The organism is Stenotrophomonas sp. GD03654 (genome assembly GCF_029845105.1).
Lineage (GTDB): Bacteria > Pseudomonadota > Gammaproteobacteria > Xanthomonadales > Xanthomonadaceae > Stenotrophomonas > Stenotrophomonas africana.
Genome location: NZ_JAOCLC010000002.1, coordinates 110,487 through 129,711 on the forward strand (window position 1 = coordinate 110,487; position 19,225 = coordinate 129,711).

The window sequence follows — 19,225 nt, forward strand, 5'->3', positions numbered from 1 at the left end:
CGAGCCAAACGCGACACAACGAAGAACTCCCTACCTCTTCACACAAGCAATCTGCAGATGTGCCAATTGCGTCACAAACGCTTATGCCGTGGGGTAATGACGGCTGCAGCGGCCCGCATCTGGTAGGTGCCAACCTTGGTTGGCACGCGTATCCACGCATGGCGCGAATCTACCCAGCATCATCGCGCGCCCTCACATCGCACTGTGCTACTACAGCCTGTGCACCCTTCCGCATCGGAGCACGATGATGGTCAACCCTCTGGCCCAGGCCCATCGCGGCCTCGGCACCACGCTGTTCAGCCTGTTGAACCCGATACCCTTCGGCTTCTTCGTCGGTGCCCTGATCTTCGACGCGATCTATCTCAACAGCGCCGAGGTGATGTGGGGCAAGGCCGCGGCCTGGCTGATCACGTTCGGCCTGCTGATCGCCATCGTGCCGCGCCTGATCAACCTGTTCGCGGTCTGGCGCCGCAACGGCACGGCCACCCGCATCGACCGCATCGATTTCTTCCTCAATCTGGTCGCCGTGGTGCTGGCCATCTGGAACGCCTTCGTGCACAGCCGCGACGCCTATGCCGTCGCGGTGCCGGGCACGATCCTGTCGGCGCTGACCGTGGCCCTGATCGCCCTGGGCCTGATCCTGCTGTCACTGCAGCCGCCGGTGCTGCAGGGAGGTCGTCATGGCTAAGCACATCCTGCCCACCGTCGCCGCGCTGGCGGTGGCCGTCACCCTGTCGGCCTGCGCGGGCAAGGCCGAATACCACCCCACCGACCAGTCGGGACCGCAGCCACCACTGCCCAAGCCGGCCAACTTCCTGATGCCGCCGATGCAGGTGCCCAAGGGCGTGGGCTGGGCCGACGGCCAGGCCCCCACGGTGGCCGAAGGCCTGAAGATCGAGCGCATCGCCGCCAACCTGCAGCATCCGCGGCGGCTGCTGACGCTGCCCAACGGCGATGTGCTGGTGGTGGAGGGCAATGGCCCCGGCGAAGAGGCGGTCACCACGCCCAAGCAGTGGATCGCCGGCAAGGTGAAGGCGCGCTCGGGCAAGGCCGGCAAGGGCGGCAACCGGGTCACCCTGCTGCGCCGCACGCCGGGAACGAACACCTGGACCCAGCACGTCTACATCGAAGGCCTGCACTCGCCGTTCGGCATCCAGTTGATCGGTGACACGCTGTACGTGGCCAACACCGGCAACATCATGCAGTACCACTACGTGCCCGGCGAAACCCGCATGTCCGACAAGGGCCGCGAGTTCACCGACCTGCCCAGCACCATCAACCACCACTGGACCAAGGAACTGCTGGCCAGCCGCGATGGCAGCAAGTTGTACGTGGGCGTGGGGTCCAACAGCAACATCACTGAAAATGGCCTGGCCGTCGAATACCGCCGCGCGGTGGTGCTGGAGGTGGACGTAGCCACCCGTGGCAGCCGCATCTTTGCGTCCGGTATCCGTAACCCGACCGGGCTGGACTGGGAGCCGAGCACCGGCACGTTGTGGGCGGTAGCGAACGAACGCGATGAGATCGGTGCTGACCTGGTACCTGATTACCTCACTTCGGTGAAGGAGGATGGCTTCTACGGCTGGCCCTACAGCTACTACGGCCAGCACGTGGACGAGCGCGTGCAGCCGCAGCGGCCGGACCTGGTGGCCAAGGCCATTACGCCCGACTACGCCATCGGCTCGCACGTGGCACCGCTGGGCCTGCTGTTCTACACCGGCCAGGCGCTGCCGGCGCAGTACCACGGTGGTGCCTTCATCGGCGAACACGGCAGCTGGGATCGTTCACCACTGAGCGGCTACGAAGTGGTCTACGTACCGTTCAAGGGCGGCAAGCCGACCGGGCGGCCGCAGACCGTGGTCAGTGGCTTCGCCTCGAAAGACGAGAAGACGCTGATGGGCGCACCGGTGGGCATGGCGATGGATGCCGAAGGCGCGCTGCTGGTGGCCGACGACGTGGGCGACGTGGTGTGGCGGGTCTCAGCCAAGTAATTCTGTAGAGCCGAGCCCATGCTCGGCTTACGCGCGCAGCGCGGGGATTTCCGTGCACCGAACGAATGGCAGCCGAGCATGGGCTCGGCTCTACAGTTCCGCGGTACTGCTGCGGAACCCGCTGAACACCGACTCGGCAGCAAACCCCACGCCGCCCAGCAGCACGCCGAAGTACACCACCGTGGCCACCACGAAACCGTAGCCGGCTGCCACCGCCGCACCATCGCGCTGGATGAAGCCAATCGCAAACGACATCAGCGCCAGCGCCGGCAACGTGTTGCTGAAGGGAATCGGCCCAGCCGGCGCCATCAGCAGCAGGGTCGCAAACACCAGCATCAGGTTGTTCAGGCGCATCATCTTCTTCGAGCGCACCATCACCGCCAGCCGCATCGGCCGCGACAGCCGCTCCATGCGGTGCACCCATTTCAGCGCACGGCCCAGGTTGGCCTTCAGCTTGTCGGTGGCGATCTCGCGGCGCGCCAGCTTCTGCGGCACCCACAGCGGGCGGTTGCGCACCCGGCTCAGGCCGATCAGCAGGATCGAGGCGCCGAACACCGTGCTGAGCCCGGGAATCGACACGGGAATGATGAAGATGGCCGAGAGCAGGATCACGATCAGCAGCAGGCCCTCATCGCCCAGCGCGCTGAGCAGGGTGCCGACGCTCACCTGGTCGCCGGGCAGCTCGTCAATCATCTGCTCGATCTGCTGGGCCAGGGGCGCGCTGTCGTTGGTTTCGGGGGCACGGTAGGTCATGCGTCGCAAGGTTCTCCAGGGAAGGGCGGTCAGCGGGCCGTCCTGCGGTGGGGGACGCACAGGCTCCTGCAGTATCCCGGCCAACGTGGGCAAAGAGGTGAACCGGGCATGAGGGGGTAAACTGGCGTGCCCCGCATGAGTTGAACGCAATGGACATGGGCCGCAGGCAATCGACCATCGAACTGGTCGCCATCGACATGGATGGCACCCTGCTGGACCCGTCGCACCAGCTCACCCCACGCGCCAGGAAGGCCATCGCGCAGGCGCGCGCGCTGGGCGTGCACATCGTGCTGACCAGTGGCCGCCCGGTTCCGGGCCTGGCGCCGTACCTGCACGAGCTCGGCATCACCGGCAACGACGACTACTGCATCGCCTGCAATGGCGGCCTGGTGCAGCGCATCGGCACGCGCGAAACCGTGGTCGAGTATCCGCTCAGCTTCGACGACTTCCTGTTCTGCGAGCAGGTGGCCCGCGAAGTGGGCGTGCACTTCCAGGCGCTGGACAGCCAGCGCATGTACACGCCCAACCAGGACATCAGCTACTACACCGTGGCCGATTCGCATCTCTCGCGGATGCCGCTGTCCTATCGCCGCGTGGAAGACATGGACCCGTCGATGTCCTTCATCAAGCTGATGATGATCGACGAACCCGAGGTGCTGGATGCAGCCATCGCGCGCCTGCCCAGCGAACTGACCGAGCGCTTCGCAGTATTGAAGAGCGCGCCGTACTTCCTGGAAGTGTTCGACCACCGCGCCGGCAAGGGCCCGAGCCTGCAGAAGCTGGCCGAGCATCTGGGCATCGACCGCGCCAACGTGATGGCCATCGGCGACCAGGAGAACGACCTGACCATGCTGCAGTACGCCGGCACCAGCGTGGCGATGGGCAATGCCATCGATGCGGTGAAGGCGGTGGCGCGGTTTGAGACCAGCAGCAATGCCGATGAAGGCGTGGCGAGCGCCATTGAGCGTTTCGTCCTGCAGTAACCGCGCGCCCCTATGCCCCGGTAGGTGCCAACCTCATCCGCTCCGGTGGGTGCCAACCTTGGTTGGCACACGAGCACCGACCAAGGTCGGCCCCCACCACGCCGAAGCTATACCCACGTATAGCCCCCCCATCCCCATCGCCATTCGCGCTGTACCACGGTGCAATGGCGGATGCGGCAGTGCGATGCAAGAATTCCGCACGTCGAAATCACCTCATCGAATCCCACGGCAGATGATCGTCTTCGTCTGCTGACCGGCGCGCACCGCGCCGTCACCCCTCAACGCAATCGCACCGCCAGCCAGGGCGCCGACACCGGTGCTGCAACGCGCTGGGCGTGCGCCTGCGCCGCTCTCTCCCTGCACTCTGGATCTGCCCATGAACACCCCACCCACGACGCGCCTCGCCCTGGCCATCATCGCGGCCATCACCGCACCTGCGTACGCCGCAGAAACGCACGATGCCGCGCACGACTCGCCCACCACGCTCAACGCCCTGCAGGTCATCGCCACACCGCGCGGCGCGGCCGTGGCACCGACCCAGGTGGTCGGCCCCAACCGCTACATCATCAAGGCAGAAGACCTCGACGCGATGGTCACCGGCAACAACGGCCTGGCCATGCTGAAGCAGGTACCGGGCGCCAGCTACACCGCCACCGACGGGCTGGGCCTGGATATCTCCGCCACCAGCCTGTTCGTGCGCGGCTTCCGCATGAACGAAATGGGCATCACCTTCGAAGGCGTGCCGCTGAACGACAACGGCTTCCTCTCGCTTACCGGCACCAGCGTGGTGAACGTGGGCGTGCCCGATGGCATCGGCGCGATCACAGTCAGCCCCGGTGGTGCGCCGGTCAGCGTGTTCTCCAGCAGCGTCAACGGCGGCAGCCTGGAATACCGCCTGCGCGACCTGCAGGACACGCCCAGCCTGCGCGTGAAGCAGGGCGTGGGCAGCAACAACACGCTGGTCACCACCGTGTCCGGGCAGAGCGGCCAGCTCGGTGAGCATGGCCTGAAAGTGCTGGTCGACCTGCAGCGCGTGTCCGCCGACAAGTACCAGGGCGAGGGCACGCAGAACTTCCTGCGCGGCGACCTGAAGCTGCAGCAGGACGTCGCCTGGGGCGATTTCACTGTGTTCCTCTCTGACAGCAAGGCCAAGGTCTGGGGCTACAACAACATCTCCTTCGACATGATCCGCAAGCTGGGCTGGAAGGCCGACATCTTCTATCCCGATTACGCGTGGGCGTGGTACGTGGCCTCGCCGGAGAATGCGGACAAATCCTGCGGCGCCTACACCTGCGGTGAGCTGTCCGAACTGATTCCGTACGACACCGGCCAGATCACCCGCGACCGCGTGTCCTCGATCAACCATCGCTTCCAGATCACCCCGGCCCTGAGCGGCAACGTGCAGCTGTACAACGCGAACAGCCATACGCAGGCCACGCTGACCGACCCGACCGTACCGTCGCACAACGGCGCGCCATTCTCCGAACAGGTGCAGACGCCGCGCCTCAACCGGCTGGGCGGCATGGTCAACCTGCAGTTCGAGACCGGCGCGCACACCTTCACTGCCGGTTTCTGGCAGGAGAAGAGCAAGGCCGCGGCCAAGACCGAGTGGTACCAGCAGCCGCTGCTGGGTGAGGGCCCGCCGCTGAAGGCCACCGGTCCGTTCGATGTGTACGGTCCCGCGTTCAAGACCGACAACGCTTCGAGCTGGGTGACCCGCTCGCGTCAGTTCTACCTGCAGGACGATATCGTGCTGAACGACACGCTGAAGCTGGGTGTCGGCTTCAAGGCCGTGGACTTCCGCACCAGTGGTGGCGGCCTCGGTGATGCCAAGGACCGGCCGGTGAACGGCACGCTGCGCGCGAAAAGCAACTTCCTGCCGCATGTCTCGCTGTTCTGGAGCCCGACCGAATCTACCGATGCCTTCATCGACCTGGCCAACACCATGAACGGCTACCGCGTGGCCCAGCGCGGCAACATCGGCTACACCGCGTCGGCATGGACCATCAGCGACCAGGAAGAGTTCGATCGCGTGGCGGGCACGCTGCGCCCGGAGAAGAACTGGAACCTCACCGTAGGCGCGTCGCATCGCTTCGACCGGCTGACAATCACCGGCGACGTGTTCTACAACGACATCCGCAACCGCCTGCTGTCGGCCGCGATCGGCACCCAGTTCGCGCAGATCAACACCGTGCGGCTGATGCCCAAGATGCACGTGATCGGTGCTGACCTCGGCATCACCGCCGACCTGACCGACCACCTGCAGTTCTACCAGGGCGTGGCCGTGGCCCGTTCGTACTACGACAGCGATTTCGTGGTGGGTGACACGGTGTACCCGATCAAGGGCAACGCCCAGCCGGGCTACCCGCAGATCTCGCTGGTGAGTGATCTTTCCGCGCACTTCGGTGACTGGCGCTTCGGTGCCACCAGCACTTCCTACCTGCGCCAGCCCTTCACCTACGAGAACGACATCCGCGTGCCGACCTTCTGGCAGGTCAACACCTATGCCGCCTACCGCTTCGGTACGGACAGCGCCGTGCCCGGCCTGGAGCTGCGGCTGGACGTGAGCAACCTGTTCAACCGCCACAACATCGGCACCGCCACCATCGCCGGCTCGTCGTTCTCGGGGGATTACCAGACCCTGCAGCGCAGCGCGCCACGGCAGTTGATGTTCAGTACCTCGATGACCTTCTAGGTAGATCCACGCCATGCGTGGGATGCACTTGGCGGCCCCCCAGAACCCACATGGCCCCCCTTGGGCAATCAACAGGGATTTTCTGGCGGCGACGCAAGGTTCCCACAATGTTGCCGGGTCATCCTGTTGGCATGGCTCAGTACAACCCGCGAACCCCGCTGTTCGGCATCCGGGGCCCAGGACGGCCCCGGCAGGCGCTGTCCGTGGCGCCGGCGATCGACCTGCGGGCCGAATACCAGTTCTGGCAGGTCTACGAACGCGTGGTCCGCCCACTGCCCGGTGGTGGGCTGCGGCTGGCCTGGTTGGTGTGCCAGAAGGTGTACCGGGACCGGTGGCAGCACCCGGAGGACAGCGAGGCGGCGGGACTGTCACGGGTGCTGTTTGGCGGGAACATGACGGCTGACCGGGCGTCGGAGCTTGCGGAGCTCCACGCGCTGGTCAGCCGTCGGGTGGCGTTGCTGGCAAAGCGGAGTGTACTGTTCGGACGCGGCCGCTGAACCGCGAATCTGCCGAGAGTTCCGATGGTTCTTCTTCCGGGGCAGTACCGCATCTTGGCGTATCGCGGATTCCATGACCTGCCGCGAATGATGCTGGTGACCGATAGCGCATCAAAGCGCTGGGTGCTTGACTGTCCGTTCGAGGCCGAACGGGATGACTACGCGCCGGTGTATCGCATTCATGCCGTGGATGCTGATATCGCGGGGCCTTCGGAGGTATGGGAGCGTCACACTCTTGGCCTACTGCCCGACATTGGCGTCCTTCCAGTGAATAGCCTGGAGTTTGACGAGACGCGGCGCGCCTCCTTCATCCTGATGTGATCTTTCGTCATACCCCTGGCTTTCCCCGATCCAACTGCCGATACCCGATCGCCTCAGCCAGATGCGCGGTCTGGATACCCTCGCAACCCGCCAGATCGGCAATCGTGCGCGCCACGCGCAGAATCCGGTGCATCGCACGTGCGGAAAGCTGCAGGCGCTCGATGGCCTGTTCAAGCATGTCCTGATCGCTTTCGCTCAGCTTCGTGCACGCCCGCAGCGCCGCCGGCGGCAGATGCGCATTGAGCCCGCCACGCGTCTGCTGCCGGGCATGGGCGGCTTCTACCCGTGCACGTACCGCAGCACTGGGCTCACCCAGTGGCGTGCTCTCCCGCAACTCCACCGCGTCCATACGCGCCACACTGATATGCAGGTCGATACGGTCCAGCAACGGACCGGACACACGCGCACGGTAGCGGTTGATGCGTTCGTCGCTGCACAGGCAACGGTTGCTGCGGTCACCGGACCAACCGCACGGGCAGGGATTCATCGCGGCCACCAGTTGGAAGCGTGCGGGGTACTGCACGCTGCGCGCCGCGCGGGCGATGCGGATGTGGCCGGATTCCAGTGGCTCGCGCAGGGTTTCCAGCGCGCTGCGGTTCCATTCTGGGAGCTCATCAAGGAAGAGGACTCCATGGTGGGCCAGTGATATTTCACCGGGGCAGGGCGGGTTGCCCCCACCCACCAGCGCCGCCGCGCTCGCGCTGTGATGGGGCGCTCTAAAGGGCCGCTGCCGCCAACGTCTTGGGTCCAGCCCTTCGCCACTCACCGACGCAATTGCGGCAAGCTGCAGCGCCTCAGTCTCTTCGGTATCCGGCAACAGGCTGGGCAGGCGCGAGGCCAACAGTGTCTTGCCGCAGCCAGGACTACCGATCAACAACAGATGGTGCCCACCGGCAGCGGCCACTTCCAACGCGCGCCGTGCATGCGCCTGCCCGCGCACGTCGGCCAGATCGGGCAGTGGCAATGGTGTCGTGTCCACGCGCTCCACGGGTGGCAACAGGCGCGGATTGCCCAGCCCGGCGCAGCATTCCAGCAGCGTACGCGCCACACGCACATCAGCGTGCTCGGCCAACGCCGCCTCGGCGGCATTGCCCGGCGGCACCACCAGGATGCGCCCGGCATCAGCCGCCGCAATCGCGGCGGGCAGCGCACCGGCCACCGGCCGCAGTTCGCCGGTCAGGCCAAGCTCACCCAGGAACTCGTATTGCAGCAGTGACTGCGGATCGACCTGGCCACTGGCTGCCAGAATGCCCAGGGCGATGGCCAGGTCGTAACGTCCACCTTCCTTGGGCAGGTCGGCGGGCGCGAGATTCAGAGTGATGCGTCGCTGCGGAAAGTCGAAGCGCGCGCAGAGCAGCGCGGCACGCACGCGCTCGCGTGATTCGCGGACGCTGGTTTCCGCCAAGCCCACGATCTGCGTGACAGGCAGGCCGCCAGAGAGATGCACTTCCACCCGCACCAGTGGGGCATCGACCCCGGCGCGGGCACGGCTGTGGACCAGCGCCAGGCTCATGTGTGGTTTCCTGCGGAGGGGGGCTTGATGGTGCGACAGGTGTTCTGCGGGGGCTATCGGGAATTGCTGGTGGCGTGGCTAGGGGGATTCTGGAAAGGCGTGTTCAACAGCGAAGTTGGAGGGCGATATAGTGGCTCCATGCGCGCCAAGGTGGGGGCACAGAAGGCTTGCTCAGCTCTGACGCAGAGAAGTGGGTATGCGAAAGTCGATTCCGCCGTGGGCTGGGTTCCTCTCTTTCATTGGTTGCCTTTCGTTGCCCGGTCTGCGCGTGGGTGTGAGCAATGAATCCGGAGAGGCGATCTATCGGGTCAGATTGCGGGCGCTGAGAGCCAGCTGCCGGAGGGTATGAAACCGTCTGGCAAGACCGAGCCTTGGATGAGGGGGATTTCCGTGAAACGCGAGCGAATACTTCAACCTGATCATGGAGTACGCGTCGCGGAACATAAGGATAGGACCGAAGGGGCGATGATGAAGCTGAGACTACTGGCCACAGCAGTTGCGTTGGCCACCATGGTGGTGAGTATCCCTTCCAGGGCGGATGATGTCCTATACATAAACTACGCGCCAGATATGCGGTACTCAGCAAATGGTGTCGATTCCAGGTTGACCATACTTCGTGAGAAAGGTCTTTTTGGGTACGGCAACGAGTTCGGAAAACTTGAGCCTTGTCAAACTGGCGGTTCCTCGGACTGCCTTAAGGTTGACTTCATGGCGCTCTACAAGGTGCCTGATGGAGGGAAGGTTGGTGACAGGTACAAGGAGGGTGAGTTTACCTTCGACGTGGTAGAGGTCCTCTCCATTCCCATGCTGGCCGATGATCGCGAAGTTCTGAAGGTGGATGTGGAAAGGGATGGCGTCCACGCCAACTCCTTCTACTTCGATAGAAAAAGGGGAGTGATCGGCGTTGGAGTCAGGAACATCGGCAACAGCGCTATTCCGGAGTCGGTGTTCTTTCTCGAGCGAGGCAATGGCGTTTTCTCAAGTGAAGAGCGCAAGCCGGACTAAGTTGAGGCGGCCGTGAATGTCCCAGGACTGGTACGGCGTAGTTGCCTGGATCCCACTGCCGGTTGGAGGTGCTGATCGCCTCCGACCCTGACGTCGCTCCGGAGTTCCGAACCATCGATAAGATCAGCGCTTCATCGATCAGTACGGGGCAACTCAGGACGGGGGGGCATCGGGTGGCGTCGTGTTATGGACGGCCGGTCAGGGGGATTCTCGTCAATCGCGGTGCGGCGCCCCAGATAGACACCGCTGCTCATCAGGCATCGCCCCATTGAAGCGCCCCAACCACGCCTCAACCCACGATGGCCCCGCACTTTCCACCAGCAACCGGCCCTCACTCTGGTGCAGATCCAGCCAACGCTCGAAGCTGATGCGCAGACGCTCGATGTCCGGCGCCCGCCACCGTGCATCGGCAGGCATGCGGATCAGCACGCGCGAGGGCGCGTTCTCCACGTCCAGCACCAGCACGCCCTTGCAGCGGATTTCGAAGGACGTCACCCCGGCATGGCGCGTGCGCAGTTCAAAGCCCTCCTGCGCCTTCGCAGTGACGAAGCCCAGCGCATCACTGTGCAGCAACTGGTAATCGGCCGGTTGCAGCTTCTGGTAGGCCCACACCTGATCGCCCGCGGGCTCGGGCCATGCTGCCCATACTGCGCCGATCACCGCGATGCACATCACCGCAGCGGCAAGGCCGTGCATCTTCATTCGTCACCCCGCACACAGGCAGAAAACTCCGCGCCGTAAGCGCGCTCAGTCCTTGGGTCGCATCCGCTCGTGGATAAAGGCGGTCAGCGCCAGATCGGCCATCACCAGCCCCTCCATCACCCGGTCGCCGACGTACTGCTCCGGCTCGCCGTTCTGGCGCGTGCGCTCGGCCGCCAGCAGGATCTCCTGCACGATGCGTTGGCCGGTGAGTGCGCAGTCGGCGTCGGACAACGCCATCTGCCGGCTGCGCAGGTGGTGCCGCTCGGGCCAGGGCTGGCCGTCGGCCGCAGCGCCCGCACCGATGGCGTGCAGGATGGCGATGAGGCTGTTGGGGTCCAGCGCGGGCGCGGGTGACGGCGCTTCCTGGATCGGGCGCGGGGGCGGGGAGTGCGGTGTGGTCATGGCGGGCTCCGTGCATGCAGGCGGACGCCGCCACCGATAAAGGTGGCGGGCAGAGCGTGGCTCGAAAACCGGATGTTGGGAACCGGCGGGTACAAGACCCCCACGCCCCGCCCGCCATAGCCGGCAGACGGATTGCCAGCCGGCACCACGCGCGGTGGTGCCGGCTGGCAAGCGCAAACTACTTCCCAACAAAACGGGCTTTCGAGTCCCGACCACCGATGCACGGTGGCGCAGTAACGATTACCTGCTGTTGTTCGGAATGCCAACGGGTAGGGTCAATGCCGCCAAAACCCGAGACGCTTTTGGCATTGTCGCATAGCACCGGAAGCGGCGAGAGCCTTGGCGTGCTAGGCGGAACGGCACTTCTGGAACGGAGTCGTCAGAACCTTCGGCCAGAGATGCCAAGCGCGGCAAATGCGACAGCACTCGCCCATTGGGCATGTGTGATCGCTCATGCAACCGAACCGCTGCGACACCGGCTGGATGGTTTAAATGACTTCCTGCCTATTGAACCTACCGAGTGCCGCGCGCAACCTGACTACCGCTGTAGTCAATCAAGGCCGTCCTGCTCGCAGCAGCAAGGTTCTGCAGCGTTCGAATGGATTCCACCCACTGGCGCAGGCCAAAACAAGGATCACTGTACGTGTTACGCCGCAATCGACTTCTTCTGTCTGCGGGTCTGGTCCCGCTTCCGTGGTTTCTGTTCTGGACCAGCGTTGCCGCCCTGTTCGCGCCGGGCTACAACCCGCTTGCACAGCACGCCAGCGAACTGCTGCAGGCGCCGACGCTTGCAAGCATCTGCGCCAGGATTGCCCCCATCGGCTGCGGCGTGGGCTTCGTGGCGTTTGCCATCGGGGTATGGCGGGAATCCGGCCGCCGGATTGCCGTCGGCGCGATCTGCTGGATGATCTTTGGCATCTCCATGCTGACCAACGGGCTCTGGCCCATGGGCCATCCGATGCACGGCTTCTACACCATCGGTATCGCAAACGTCATTGCACCGGCGATGTCGCACATCGAACTGAGCGCGTGGTCTGCCAACCGAAGGGCATACGCCGTGACCGCTGTGGTGAGCATCGCGAGCATCGCCTATCTCTGGTTGAACGTGGTGGGAGCGGATCCGGATGGGTTCAGGGGGCTGACACAGCGCCTGTTCTCGTCGATCAACTCGCTGTGGCCATTCCTGGTTGCGCTGTATCTGCTGCGAAGGGGTTCAAGCGTGCTGAAGGCGGAGCCGACGTATTGATGGGCGGGCGTGCAGGCACATGGACGACCATTGAGTGTGTGGGGCTGAGAAGGGGATGAGGATTTTTCGCCGTCAGCTGATCTACGTTCGAGTGCACCAGGACCACTTCATTGCGCGCGTGGTGGGTGGAGACAGGACCATCCGTCGTCAGTGTCATGCCCTTGGCAATCGCGCGGGCCCGATCAAGGACTTTTCGAGTATCCGGCCCCTGCTCAAGGCGATCTTCTCGGAACTCCTGCCTGGGTTCTCTCTCGTCAAGCCGTGGGGGATTCTGCACTTTGATCCGGTTGAGTACCCGGTCACGAAGGAAGAACTGGCCGGGTTCCAGAAGGCTGCCATGCGAAGTGGTGTGAGCTTCTGTTTTCTCTCCACGTGGGAGCAGCGGCATGAAGACAAGGATCTGTTGGAGATGTTCAAGTAGTGCCGGCCCGATACTTCGTTCCAGGCCAGGCAAATTCGTGGTTGGGTCTGTTCGAGGCACTGCGAGAGACCGCTCTTGGCCGGGAGCGGACATCGTTCGACGGCCTGCTGCGTTGATCCTCCGTCGGCCAAAGCACGTGTCTCTCCTTCCCTCAATTAATGATCTCCCCACTCCCCGAAGCAACAAACGCTCTCAACTGCCGAACGAACTCCGCGTCGTACAGCTCCCACTCCACAATCTCTCCAACCACCCGCAACGGCTGCGCACTCCGATACGAGCGCGTCGGGTTCCCGGGAAACTTCTTGTTGGTCACGTTCGGGTCGTCCTCAAACGGCCCGGTCGGCTCCACCACATACACGCGCGGCCGCCCTTCACCCCGGGCCATCTCCGCAGCCAGCCCGGCGCCCTTGGCAATGGTGGTGAAGTAGATGTGGTTCATCACCACGCTGTCGCGATAGTTGGAGCGGAAGCCCGCACTCAGCAACTCGCCCACCGCCAGATCAGCGCGGGTGCCGTGAAAGAACGGCCCGGCGACCTGGTCGCAGGTGTCATGCGAAACGGGTGTCCATTCGGTGTCCTGCGCCATAGGCACTGCCCCTGCGTGTCCTGCCGGATCGACAGGCCGGCGAGTCTAGGGCGCCCGGTGGGCCTTGCTGCAAGGCCCCATCCGGGAAATAATCTGTAAACGGGAGGCGCGGTGCGCCTCCTTTTTTTCATTCTGCGGCGCCGCGCCCTTCCAGCTCGCGCACGGCGGTTTCCAGTGCGTCCAGCTTTTCGCGGGTCTTCAGCAGCACGGCGCGCTGTACTTCGAACTCTTCGCGGGTGACCAGGTCGAGCTTGGCCAGGCCGGCCTGCAGCGCGCTCTTGAAGGTGGCCTGCAGTTCCTCGCGCGATTCGCGCAGGCCCGGCGGCACCAGGTCGCTGAGGCGACGGGCGAGGTCATCGATTTGGTTCAGGTCGATCATGGGGTGCTCCGTGGGGGTGGGCCCGTGCATCCGGCGCGGGCAGGCCATTCGGGCACAAGGATACTGCCGGCACCCACTGCCCGGACAGGCCGCAGCGGCTTCGCACGGGCCGCGTTCAGGCGCTATCCTCCACGCCGGAAGACAGGAGATAGACGATGAAGATGGTCATGGCGGTGATCAAGCCGTTCAAGCTCGATGACGTGCGCGAAGCGCTGGCCGAGCGTGGGGTCACTGGGATCACGGTGACGGAAGTGAAGGGCTTTGGTCGCCAGAAGGGTCATACCGAGCTGTACCGCGGCGCGGAGTATGTGGTCGATTTCCTGCCGAAGGTGAAGCTGGAAGTGGCGGTAACCGATGACCAGGTGGAGGCCGTGGTTGAGGCCATCGTGAAGGCCGCCGGCACCGGGAAGATTGGTGACGGCAAGGTGTTCGTGTACGACCTGGGCAGCGTGGTGCGTATTCGTACCGGTGAACTGGACGCGGACGCGCTGTAACCCGTTCGGCGGGATGTTGTAGAGCCGAGCCGATGCTCGGCTGCATTTCGCGCGATGCAGGAACAGCAGCCGAGCGTGGGCTCGGCTCTACCAAAGAGCGGTAAAGCGGTCGAGCAAGCTCGACCCCTACCAAAGCAAAGCACTACCGGCGCTTGGCCCACTTGTAGAACCGCTTCCAGCCCTGTCGCACGGCGGCGACCCAACCAGGGTCGGCCACCAGCGCAGCCTGCGCGGCACTCGGCGCCTGGCCGGTCACGCGCTGGCGGATCTTCAACAGGTTCTTCATGTCGCTGCGGCGCATCTGCCGGCTCAGCGGGCCGCGGCGCAGCCAGCGGGGTACGCGCCAGGCGGAGGTGAAGTCCAGCAGCACCGGCACGCCGCCACTGACCACCACGTTGGTGCCATGCAGGTCGTTGTGGGTGATGCCGGCGGCGTGCAGGCGGCTGAGCGCGTGCTGCAGCTGCTCGAACACGTCGTTGCCGACCGTCTGCGCGGTGCTCAGGGTCTGGCCAGGAATGAATTCCATGCCAAGTGCGAGGCCGCCGAGGGTGCCGAGCAGCGCGGGGGCATGCTTCCAGCCGCCGAGGCGTTGCAGCATGCGTGCTTCACGGCGAACCATCAGCCGCGCGATCAGCGAAACGGGAGTGCCGCGGTAGCGGGAATAGTCCTTGATGACCGCCTCGCGCCCGTCCAGGCAGGTGCGATAGACGTCGGGGGCCAGGAAGCGTTCGCCGCGCTTGAGCAGCAGCGGGGCGGCGGTGTCATCGCCACAGGAGGAGGGGGGAGGTGCAGGGAGATACATGTCGGGGTCTCGGACGACCCGGTGGGTGGCGCAAAGCGTCAAGCGAACCGGTATTACAGGGAGTTACTAAGCTTTCGTTAATTTTAGTACTCGCCAGTTCGCTATTCCACGATTTGTCGGAGAAATGTCGGGGCCGTGGCTGGAACAGTTCGTCACGCTGAATCGGACAATTATGTCTCACTTGTGGGAAGGGGGCTTGCGAATCAAGCAGTTGTGGCTTCATCCCGCCCATTCATTCGCGTTCCGCTGAACACGACGCACGTCCGGCTTGACCCCGGCGCACGCCCTGCCGACCATAAGCTGTTAACCCGCGACATCGGCGGCCGCCCCCTCCGGCACGTCCCCGTCCCCTGCCGCGTTCCCAACCGGTGCTGGCCGCCAGGCCGTGCATCGCCCCGTTTCCCGTTCCGGCCGCGGCTGGAGGAAAGTGCTTTGATCATCAAAATCGTCATTGCAGCGCTGTTCGTCGCCTGCGTGCTGTACATCCACTTCCGTGGCAAGGTCCGCGCGCGCTGGTCGCGCCAGCTGCTGGACCACTCCAGTTTCATGGCCCCCATCAACGTGGTCATGTACATGTTCTCGAAGGTGCCGACCACGCCGTTCCTGGACCCGGCCAAGGAGTTCCCGCAGCTGGAGCCGCTGCGCCAGAACTGGCAGATGATCCGCGACGAGGCGCTGGCGCTGCGCGATGCACAGAAGATCGCTGCCTCCAGCACGTTCAATGATGCTGGCTTCAATTCGTTCTTCCGCCGTGGCTGGAAGCGCTTCTACCTGAAGTGGTACGGCCCGTCGCACCCGTCGGCCAAGGCGATGTGCCCCAAGACCACGGCGTTGCTGGAGTCGCTGCCGGACGTGCGTGCGGCGATGTTCGCGCAGCTGCCGTCGGGCAGCGAACTGCGTCCGCACCGCGATCCGTTCGCCGGTTCGCTGCGCCTGCACCTGGGCCTGGCCACGCCGAACAACGACGGCTGCTACATCGAAGTGGACGGCATCAAGAAGAGCTGGCGCGATGGCGAGTGGATGATGTTCGACGAGACCTACATCCACCACGCGCACAACGAGACGCCCGATGACCGCGTGATCCTGTTCTGCGACATCGCCCGCCCGCTGCGCTTCGGCCTGCCGGGGCTGTTCAACCGTGCGGTGGCGGCTACGCTGTTGGCCGGTGGTGCCTCGCCGAACCTGCCGGGTGACCCGACCGGTGGCGTCAACAAGGCGTTCGGCAGCGTCTACAAGGTGCGCCTGAAGGCCAAGGCGCTGCGCGAGCGCAGCGTGGTGGCCTACCAGCTGATCAAGTGGGGCCTGGTGGTGGCGGTGATCGCCGGCATCTGGGCGCTGTAACTGTAGAGCCGAGCCCATGCTCGGCTTGATTTATCGCAACCTGTCCGAAGAGCAGCCGAGCATGGCTCGGCTCTACAGAAAGCAGAAAACCCGCGCTGTCGCCAGCGCGGGTTTTTGCTTTTGCATTGGTGGGTGCCGACCGTTGGTCGGCACGCCTTACTTCAATGCCGCCTGCACGAACGGCGGGGTCACCAGCACGCCGGTGTGCAGCGCGGCGGTGTAGTACAGGGTGTTGAAGGTCTTGGCGGCCGAGTCGGCCTGGCGGAAGTCGAAGCTGCTGTCGCCCTTGCGCGCCATGGTCACGCTCCACCAGCCGGTGGGGTAGCACGGCTGCGGGAACGGCAGGGTCTTGAACGAGCCGAAGCCGGCCTTGCCCATCTCGGTGCGCATTTCGTTGATCAGGTCCAGCTGCATCAGCGGCGACTCGGACTGCTGCACCAGGATGCCGTCGTCCTTCAGGGCCTTGAAGCAGCTCTCGTAGAAGGCTTTGTTGAACAGGCCTTCGCCCGGGCCGACCGGGTCGGTCGAATCCACGATCACCACGTCCACGCTGCCAGCCGGGCAGTTGGCCATGTAGGCCACGCCGTCGTCGAACAGCAGCTCGGCGCGGGCGTCGTCGTTGGAGTCGCACAGTTCCGGGAAGTGCTTGCGCGCCATCACGGTGACCTGCTCGTCGATATCGCACTGGGTCACGCTCTCCACGCCCTTGTGCTTGAGCACTTCGCGCAGGGTGCCGCAGTCGCCGCCACCGATGATCACTACGCGCTTGGGTGCGGCGTGGGTGAACAGCACCGGGTGGCTGATCATCTCGTGGTAGAAGAAGTTGTCCTTGCTGGTCAGCATGATGGCCCCGTCGATGGTCATCAGGTTGCCCCAGTCGGTGGTCTGGAAGATCTCGATCTTCTGGAACGGCGACTGCACCTCGTCCAGCTTGCCGGTGATGCGGTAGCCGATGGCCGAGCCGGTGCGCTCGAAGTGTTCGATGTACCAGTTGTTGCTGTCAGTCATTGGAAAACAGTCCTGTTCGGAGAGGTGGAGCCGGGCTGGCGGGCGGGGCCGCGTGGCACAGATGCCACATCCGGACGGATCGGCCCGTTCAGGTTGGGACCTGTCACGGGCGCGGGCGCGCATGATAACGAACCTGTGGGCATATAGGCGTTATCATGCCCCCCCTTTTATTGCCAACAAGGCCGACTGAAATGACCGATTGGTCCCTCGACCAAGCCCGCAAGACCTACTCGATCCCGCATTGGGCGGACGGTTACTTCGACGTGGATCAGGCCGGGCACATGGTGGTGAGACCGACCGGGGCGGACGGCCCGGTGGTGTCGCTGCCCAAGGTGGTCGATGCGGCGCGCGCGGCCGGTGCCAAGCTGCCGCTGCTGGTGCGCTTCCCGGACATCCTCGGCCAGCGCCTGGGCAAGCTGCAGGCAGCCTTCGGCCAGGCCCAGCAGGACTGGGAGTACAGCGGCGGCTACACCGCCGTGTACCCGATCAAGGTCAATCAGACCCGCGGCGTGGCCGGCACCCTGGCCAGCCACCACGGCGAAGGCTTCGGCCTTGAAGCGGGCAGCAAGCCCGAGCTGATGGCCGTGCTGGCGCTGTCGCGCCCGGGTGGCCTGATCGTCTGCAACGGTTACAAGGACCGCGAGTACATCCGCCTGGCCCTGATCGGCCGCAAGCTGGGCCTGCAGACCTTCATCGTCATCGAGAAGCCGTCCGAGCTGAAGCTGGTGCTGGAAGAGTCCAAGGCGCTGGACGTGAAGCCGGGCCTGGGCGTGCGCATGCGCCTGGCCTCGCTGGGCGCCGGCAAGTGGCAGAATAGCGGTGGCGACAAGGCCAAGTTCGGCCTGTCGCCGCGCCAGCTGCTGGACCTGTGGAAGTCGCTGCGTGACACCGAGTACGCCGACTGCCTGAACCTGCTGCACTTCCACATGGGTTCGCAGATCTCCAACGTGCGCGACATCGCCAACGGCATGCGCGAAGCCACCCGCTACTTCGTGGAGCTGTCGCGCCTGGGCGCGAAGATCACCCACGTCGATGTGGGCGGTGGCCTGGGCGTGGACTATGAAGGCACCCGTTCGCGCAGCTTCTGCTCGATCAACTACGGCCTGCATTCCTACGCCAGCAACATCGTGCAGCCGCTGGCCAATGCCTGCGAAGAGTTCGGCCTGACCCCGCCGCGCATCGTGACCGAGTGCGGCCGCGCGATGACGGCGCACCACGCGGTGCTGATCGCCAACGTGTCGGAAGTGGAAGAAGCGCAGGAAGGCCGCGTGCCGGACCAGCACGACGACGAGCCGGCAGCGATCCGCCACCTGCGTGAGATCCACGACGAGCTGGACGTGCGCCCGGCGGTGGAACTGTTCCAGGAAGCGCAGCATTTCCACGCTGAAGGCCTGGCCAGCTACGCGCTGGGCCAGATCGATCTGCCGCAGCGTGCGCGCATCGACGATCTGTTCTACGCCATCGCCCACGGCGTGCGTGCACGCCTGAGCTATGACGAGAAGAGCCACCGCCCGGTGCTGGACGAACTGAACGAGCGCCTGGTCGACAAGTACTTCGTCAACTTCAGCGTGTTCGAATCGATCCCCGACGTGTGGGCAATCGACCAGGTGTTCCCGATCGTGCCGATCGAGCGCCTGGACGAAACCCCGGACCGTCGCGGCATCATCGCCGACATGACGTGCGACTCGGACGGCATGGTGGAAACCTATGTCGAGAACGAGAGCCTGGACAGCTCGTTGCCGCTGCACAAGATGAAGCCGGGCGAGAGCTACCGCATCGGCTTCTTCATGGTCGGCGCCTACCAGGAAATCCTGGGCGACATCCACAACCTGTTCGGCGATACCGACGCGGTGGAAGTGCTGGCCGATGCCGATGGCTATGCCATTACCCAGCAGCGTCGCGGCGATACCACCGACGTGATGCTGGACTACGTGGGTTACCGCCTGGACGAACTGCGCGCGACCTATGCCCAGCGCGTGGCCGAGGCCCAGTTGTCGCCGGAACGCGCGCAGGAGTTGTCGGAGGCGCTGGAAGCCGGCCTGACCGGTTATACCTACCTGTCCGACGAACCGCTGGTCTGATGGAC

At 64.6% G+C, this 19,225-nt stretch carries 20 protein-coding genes; 12 read left to right on the forward strand and 8 right to left on the reverse strand.

The window, feature by feature from the left end; genetic code table 11:
- Nucleotides 1-247 precede the first annotated feature (247 nt).
- Both N5J73_RS01620 and N5J73_RS01625 read left to right on the forward strand, forming a co-directional pair.
- A complete protein-coding gene (locus N5J73_RS01620; RefSeq protein WP_041863928.1) occupies nt 248-688 on the forward strand; it encodes a DUF2231 domain-containing protein in 441 nt (146 codons plus the stop codon).
- Entirely contained in the window at nt 681-1,991 is a 1,311-nt protein-coding gene (locus tag N5J73_RS01625; protein ID WP_049444345.1) for a sorbosone dehydrogenase family protein, read from the forward strand. The genes N5J73_RS01620 and N5J73_RS01625 overlap by 8 nt, the downstream gene beginning before the upstream one ends.
- Before the next feature lie 90 nt (nt 1,992-2,081).
- Here the strand turns inward: N5J73_RS01625 and N5J73_RS01630 are convergent, their stop codons facing one another.
- Entirely contained in the window at nt 2,082-2,744 is a 663-nt protein-coding gene (locus tag N5J73_RS01630) for an exopolysaccharide biosynthesis protein (protein ID WP_049444347.1), read from the reverse strand.
- Nucleotides 2,745-2,893: 149 nt separating this feature from the next.
- On the opposite strand from N5J73_RS01630, the gene yidA reads away from it, so the two are divergent.
- From yidA to N5J73_RS01650, 4 genes are all read left to right on the forward strand, one after another.
- A complete protein-coding gene (gene yidA, locus N5J73_RS01635) occupies nt 2,894-3,727 on the forward strand; it encodes a sugar-phosphatase (protein ID WP_049444349.1) in 834 nt (277 codons plus the stop codon).
- A gap of 376 nt (nt 3,728-4,103) precedes the next feature.
- The gene (locus N5J73_RS01640) at nt 4,104-6,422 is read left to right on the forward strand and encodes a TonB-dependent receptor (RefSeq protein ID WP_049444352.1); all 2,319 of its coding nucleotides are present in this window, start codon (nt 4,104-4,106) and stop codon (nt 6,420-6,422) included.
- Nucleotides 6,423-6,529: 107 nt separating this feature from the next.
- On the forward strand, nt 6,530-6,919 hold the full coding sequence (locus tag N5J73_RS01645; RefSeq protein WP_049444354.1) for a hypothetical protein: 390 nt from the start codon (nt 6,530-6,532) through the stop codon (nt 6,917-6,919).
- Between the two features lie 24 nt (nt 6,920-6,943).
- Complete coding sequence (locus tag N5J73_RS01650; RefSeq protein WP_049444356.1) at nt 6,944-7,240, forward strand: hypothetical protein; 297 nt, start codon at nt 6,944-6,946, stop codon at nt 7,238-7,240.
- A gap of 7 nt (nt 7,241-7,247) precedes the next feature.
- Here the strand turns inward: N5J73_RS01650 and N5J73_RS01655 are convergent, their stop codons facing one another.
- On the reverse strand, nt 7,248-8,753 hold the full coding sequence (locus tag N5J73_RS01655) for a YifB family Mg chelatase-like AAA ATPase (RefSeq protein ID WP_164078555.1): 1,506 nt from the start codon (nt 8,751-8,753) through the stop codon (nt 7,248-7,250).
- A 375-nt stretch (nt 8,754-9,128) separates the two neighbouring features.
- Between N5J73_RS01655 and N5J73_RS01660 the strand changes: the two genes are divergently transcribed.
- Nucleotides 9,129-9,758 (forward strand): hypothetical protein, encoded by a 630-nt coding sequence (locus N5J73_RS01660; protein ID WP_143568484.1) that lies wholly within the window; start codon nt 9,129-9,131, stop codon nt 9,756-9,758.
- A gap of 213 nt (nt 9,759-9,971) precedes the next feature.
- On the opposite strand, the gene N5J73_RS01665 is transcribed toward N5J73_RS01660, so the two are convergent.
- On the reverse strand, nt 9,972-10,460 hold the full coding sequence (locus tag N5J73_RS01665) for a cold-shock protein (protein ID WP_049444369.1): 489 nt from the start codon (nt 10,458-10,460) through the stop codon (nt 9,972-9,974).
- Between the two features lie 45 nt (nt 10,461-10,505).
- Nucleotides 10,506-10,862, reverse strand: a complete 357-nt coding sequence (locus N5J73_RS01670) for a hypothetical protein (RefSeq protein ID WP_021201939.1) — start codon at nt 10,860-10,862, stop codon at nt 10,506-10,508.
- Between the two features lie 643 nt (nt 10,863-11,505).
- Between N5J73_RS01670 and N5J73_RS01675 the strand changes: the two genes are divergently transcribed.
- Both N5J73_RS01675 and N5J73_RS01680 read left to right on the forward strand, forming a co-directional pair.
- A complete protein-coding gene (locus tag N5J73_RS01675; RefSeq protein ID WP_049444678.1) occupies nt 11,506-12,108 on the forward strand; it encodes a DUF998 domain-containing protein in 603 nt (200 codons plus the stop codon).
- A gap of 55 nt (nt 12,109-12,163) precedes the next feature.
- Nucleotides 12,164-12,529, forward strand: coding sequence for a hypothetical protein (locus N5J73_RS01680; RefSeq protein ID WP_049444680.1), 366 nt, complete (start codon nt 12,164-12,166; stop codon nt 12,527-12,529).
- A 151-nt stretch (nt 12,530-12,680) separates the two neighbouring features.
- On the opposite strand, the gene arr is transcribed toward N5J73_RS01680, so the two are convergent.
- Both arr and N5J73_RS01690 read right to left on the reverse strand, forming a co-directional pair.
- Nucleotides 12,681-13,115: an NAD(+)--rifampin ADP-ribosyltransferase gene (arr, locus tag N5J73_RS01685; protein ID WP_049444682.1), complete on the reverse strand. Its 435-nt coding sequence runs from the start codon at nt 13,113-13,115 to the stop codon at nt 12,681-12,683.
- Nucleotides 13,116-13,242: 127 nt separating this feature from the next.
- Entirely contained in the window at nt 13,243-13,494 is a 252-nt protein-coding gene (locus N5J73_RS01690; RefSeq protein ID WP_005411375.1) for an accessory factor UbiK family protein, read from the reverse strand.
- A 155-nt stretch (nt 13,495-13,649) separates the two neighbouring features.
- On the opposite strand from N5J73_RS01690, the gene N5J73_RS01695 reads away from it, so the two are divergent.
- Entirely contained in the window at nt 13,650-13,988 is a 339-nt protein-coding gene (locus N5J73_RS01695) for a P-II family nitrogen regulator (RefSeq protein ID WP_005411374.1), read from the forward strand.
- A 142-nt stretch (nt 13,989-14,130) separates the two neighbouring features.
- Here the strand turns inward: N5J73_RS01695 and N5J73_RS01700 are convergent, their stop codons facing one another.
- Nucleotides 14,131-14,790: an RIO1 family regulatory kinase/ATPase gene (locus N5J73_RS01700; protein ID WP_049444684.1), complete on the reverse strand. Its 660-nt coding sequence runs from the start codon at nt 14,788-14,790 to the stop codon at nt 14,131-14,133.
- A 435-nt stretch (nt 14,791-15,225) separates the two neighbouring features.
- Here N5J73_RS01700 and N5J73_RS01705 point away from each other — a divergent pair, with 435 nt between their 5' ends.
- Complete coding sequence (locus tag N5J73_RS01705) at nt 15,226-16,131, forward strand: aspartyl/asparaginyl beta-hydroxylase domain-containing protein (protein WP_024957655.1); 906 nt, start codon at nt 15,226-15,228, stop codon at nt 16,129-16,131.
- 156 nt (nt 16,132-16,287) lie between these two features.
- On the opposite strand, the gene speE is transcribed toward N5J73_RS01705, so the two are convergent.
- Complete coding sequence (gene speE, locus N5J73_RS01710; RefSeq protein ID WP_049403786.1) at nt 16,288-17,139, reverse strand: polyamine aminopropyltransferase; 852 nt, start codon at nt 17,137-17,139, stop codon at nt 16,288-16,290.
- Nucleotides 17,140-17,330: 191 nt separating this feature from the next.
- On the opposite strand from speE, the gene speA reads away from it, so the two are divergent.
- The gene (gene speA / locus N5J73_RS01715; protein ID WP_012512349.1) at nt 17,331-19,220 is read left to right on the forward strand and encodes an arginine decarboxylase; all 1,890 of its coding nucleotides are present in this window, start codon (nt 17,331-17,333) and stop codon (nt 19,218-19,220) included.
- Nucleotides 19,221-19,225 lie beyond the last annotated feature (5 nt).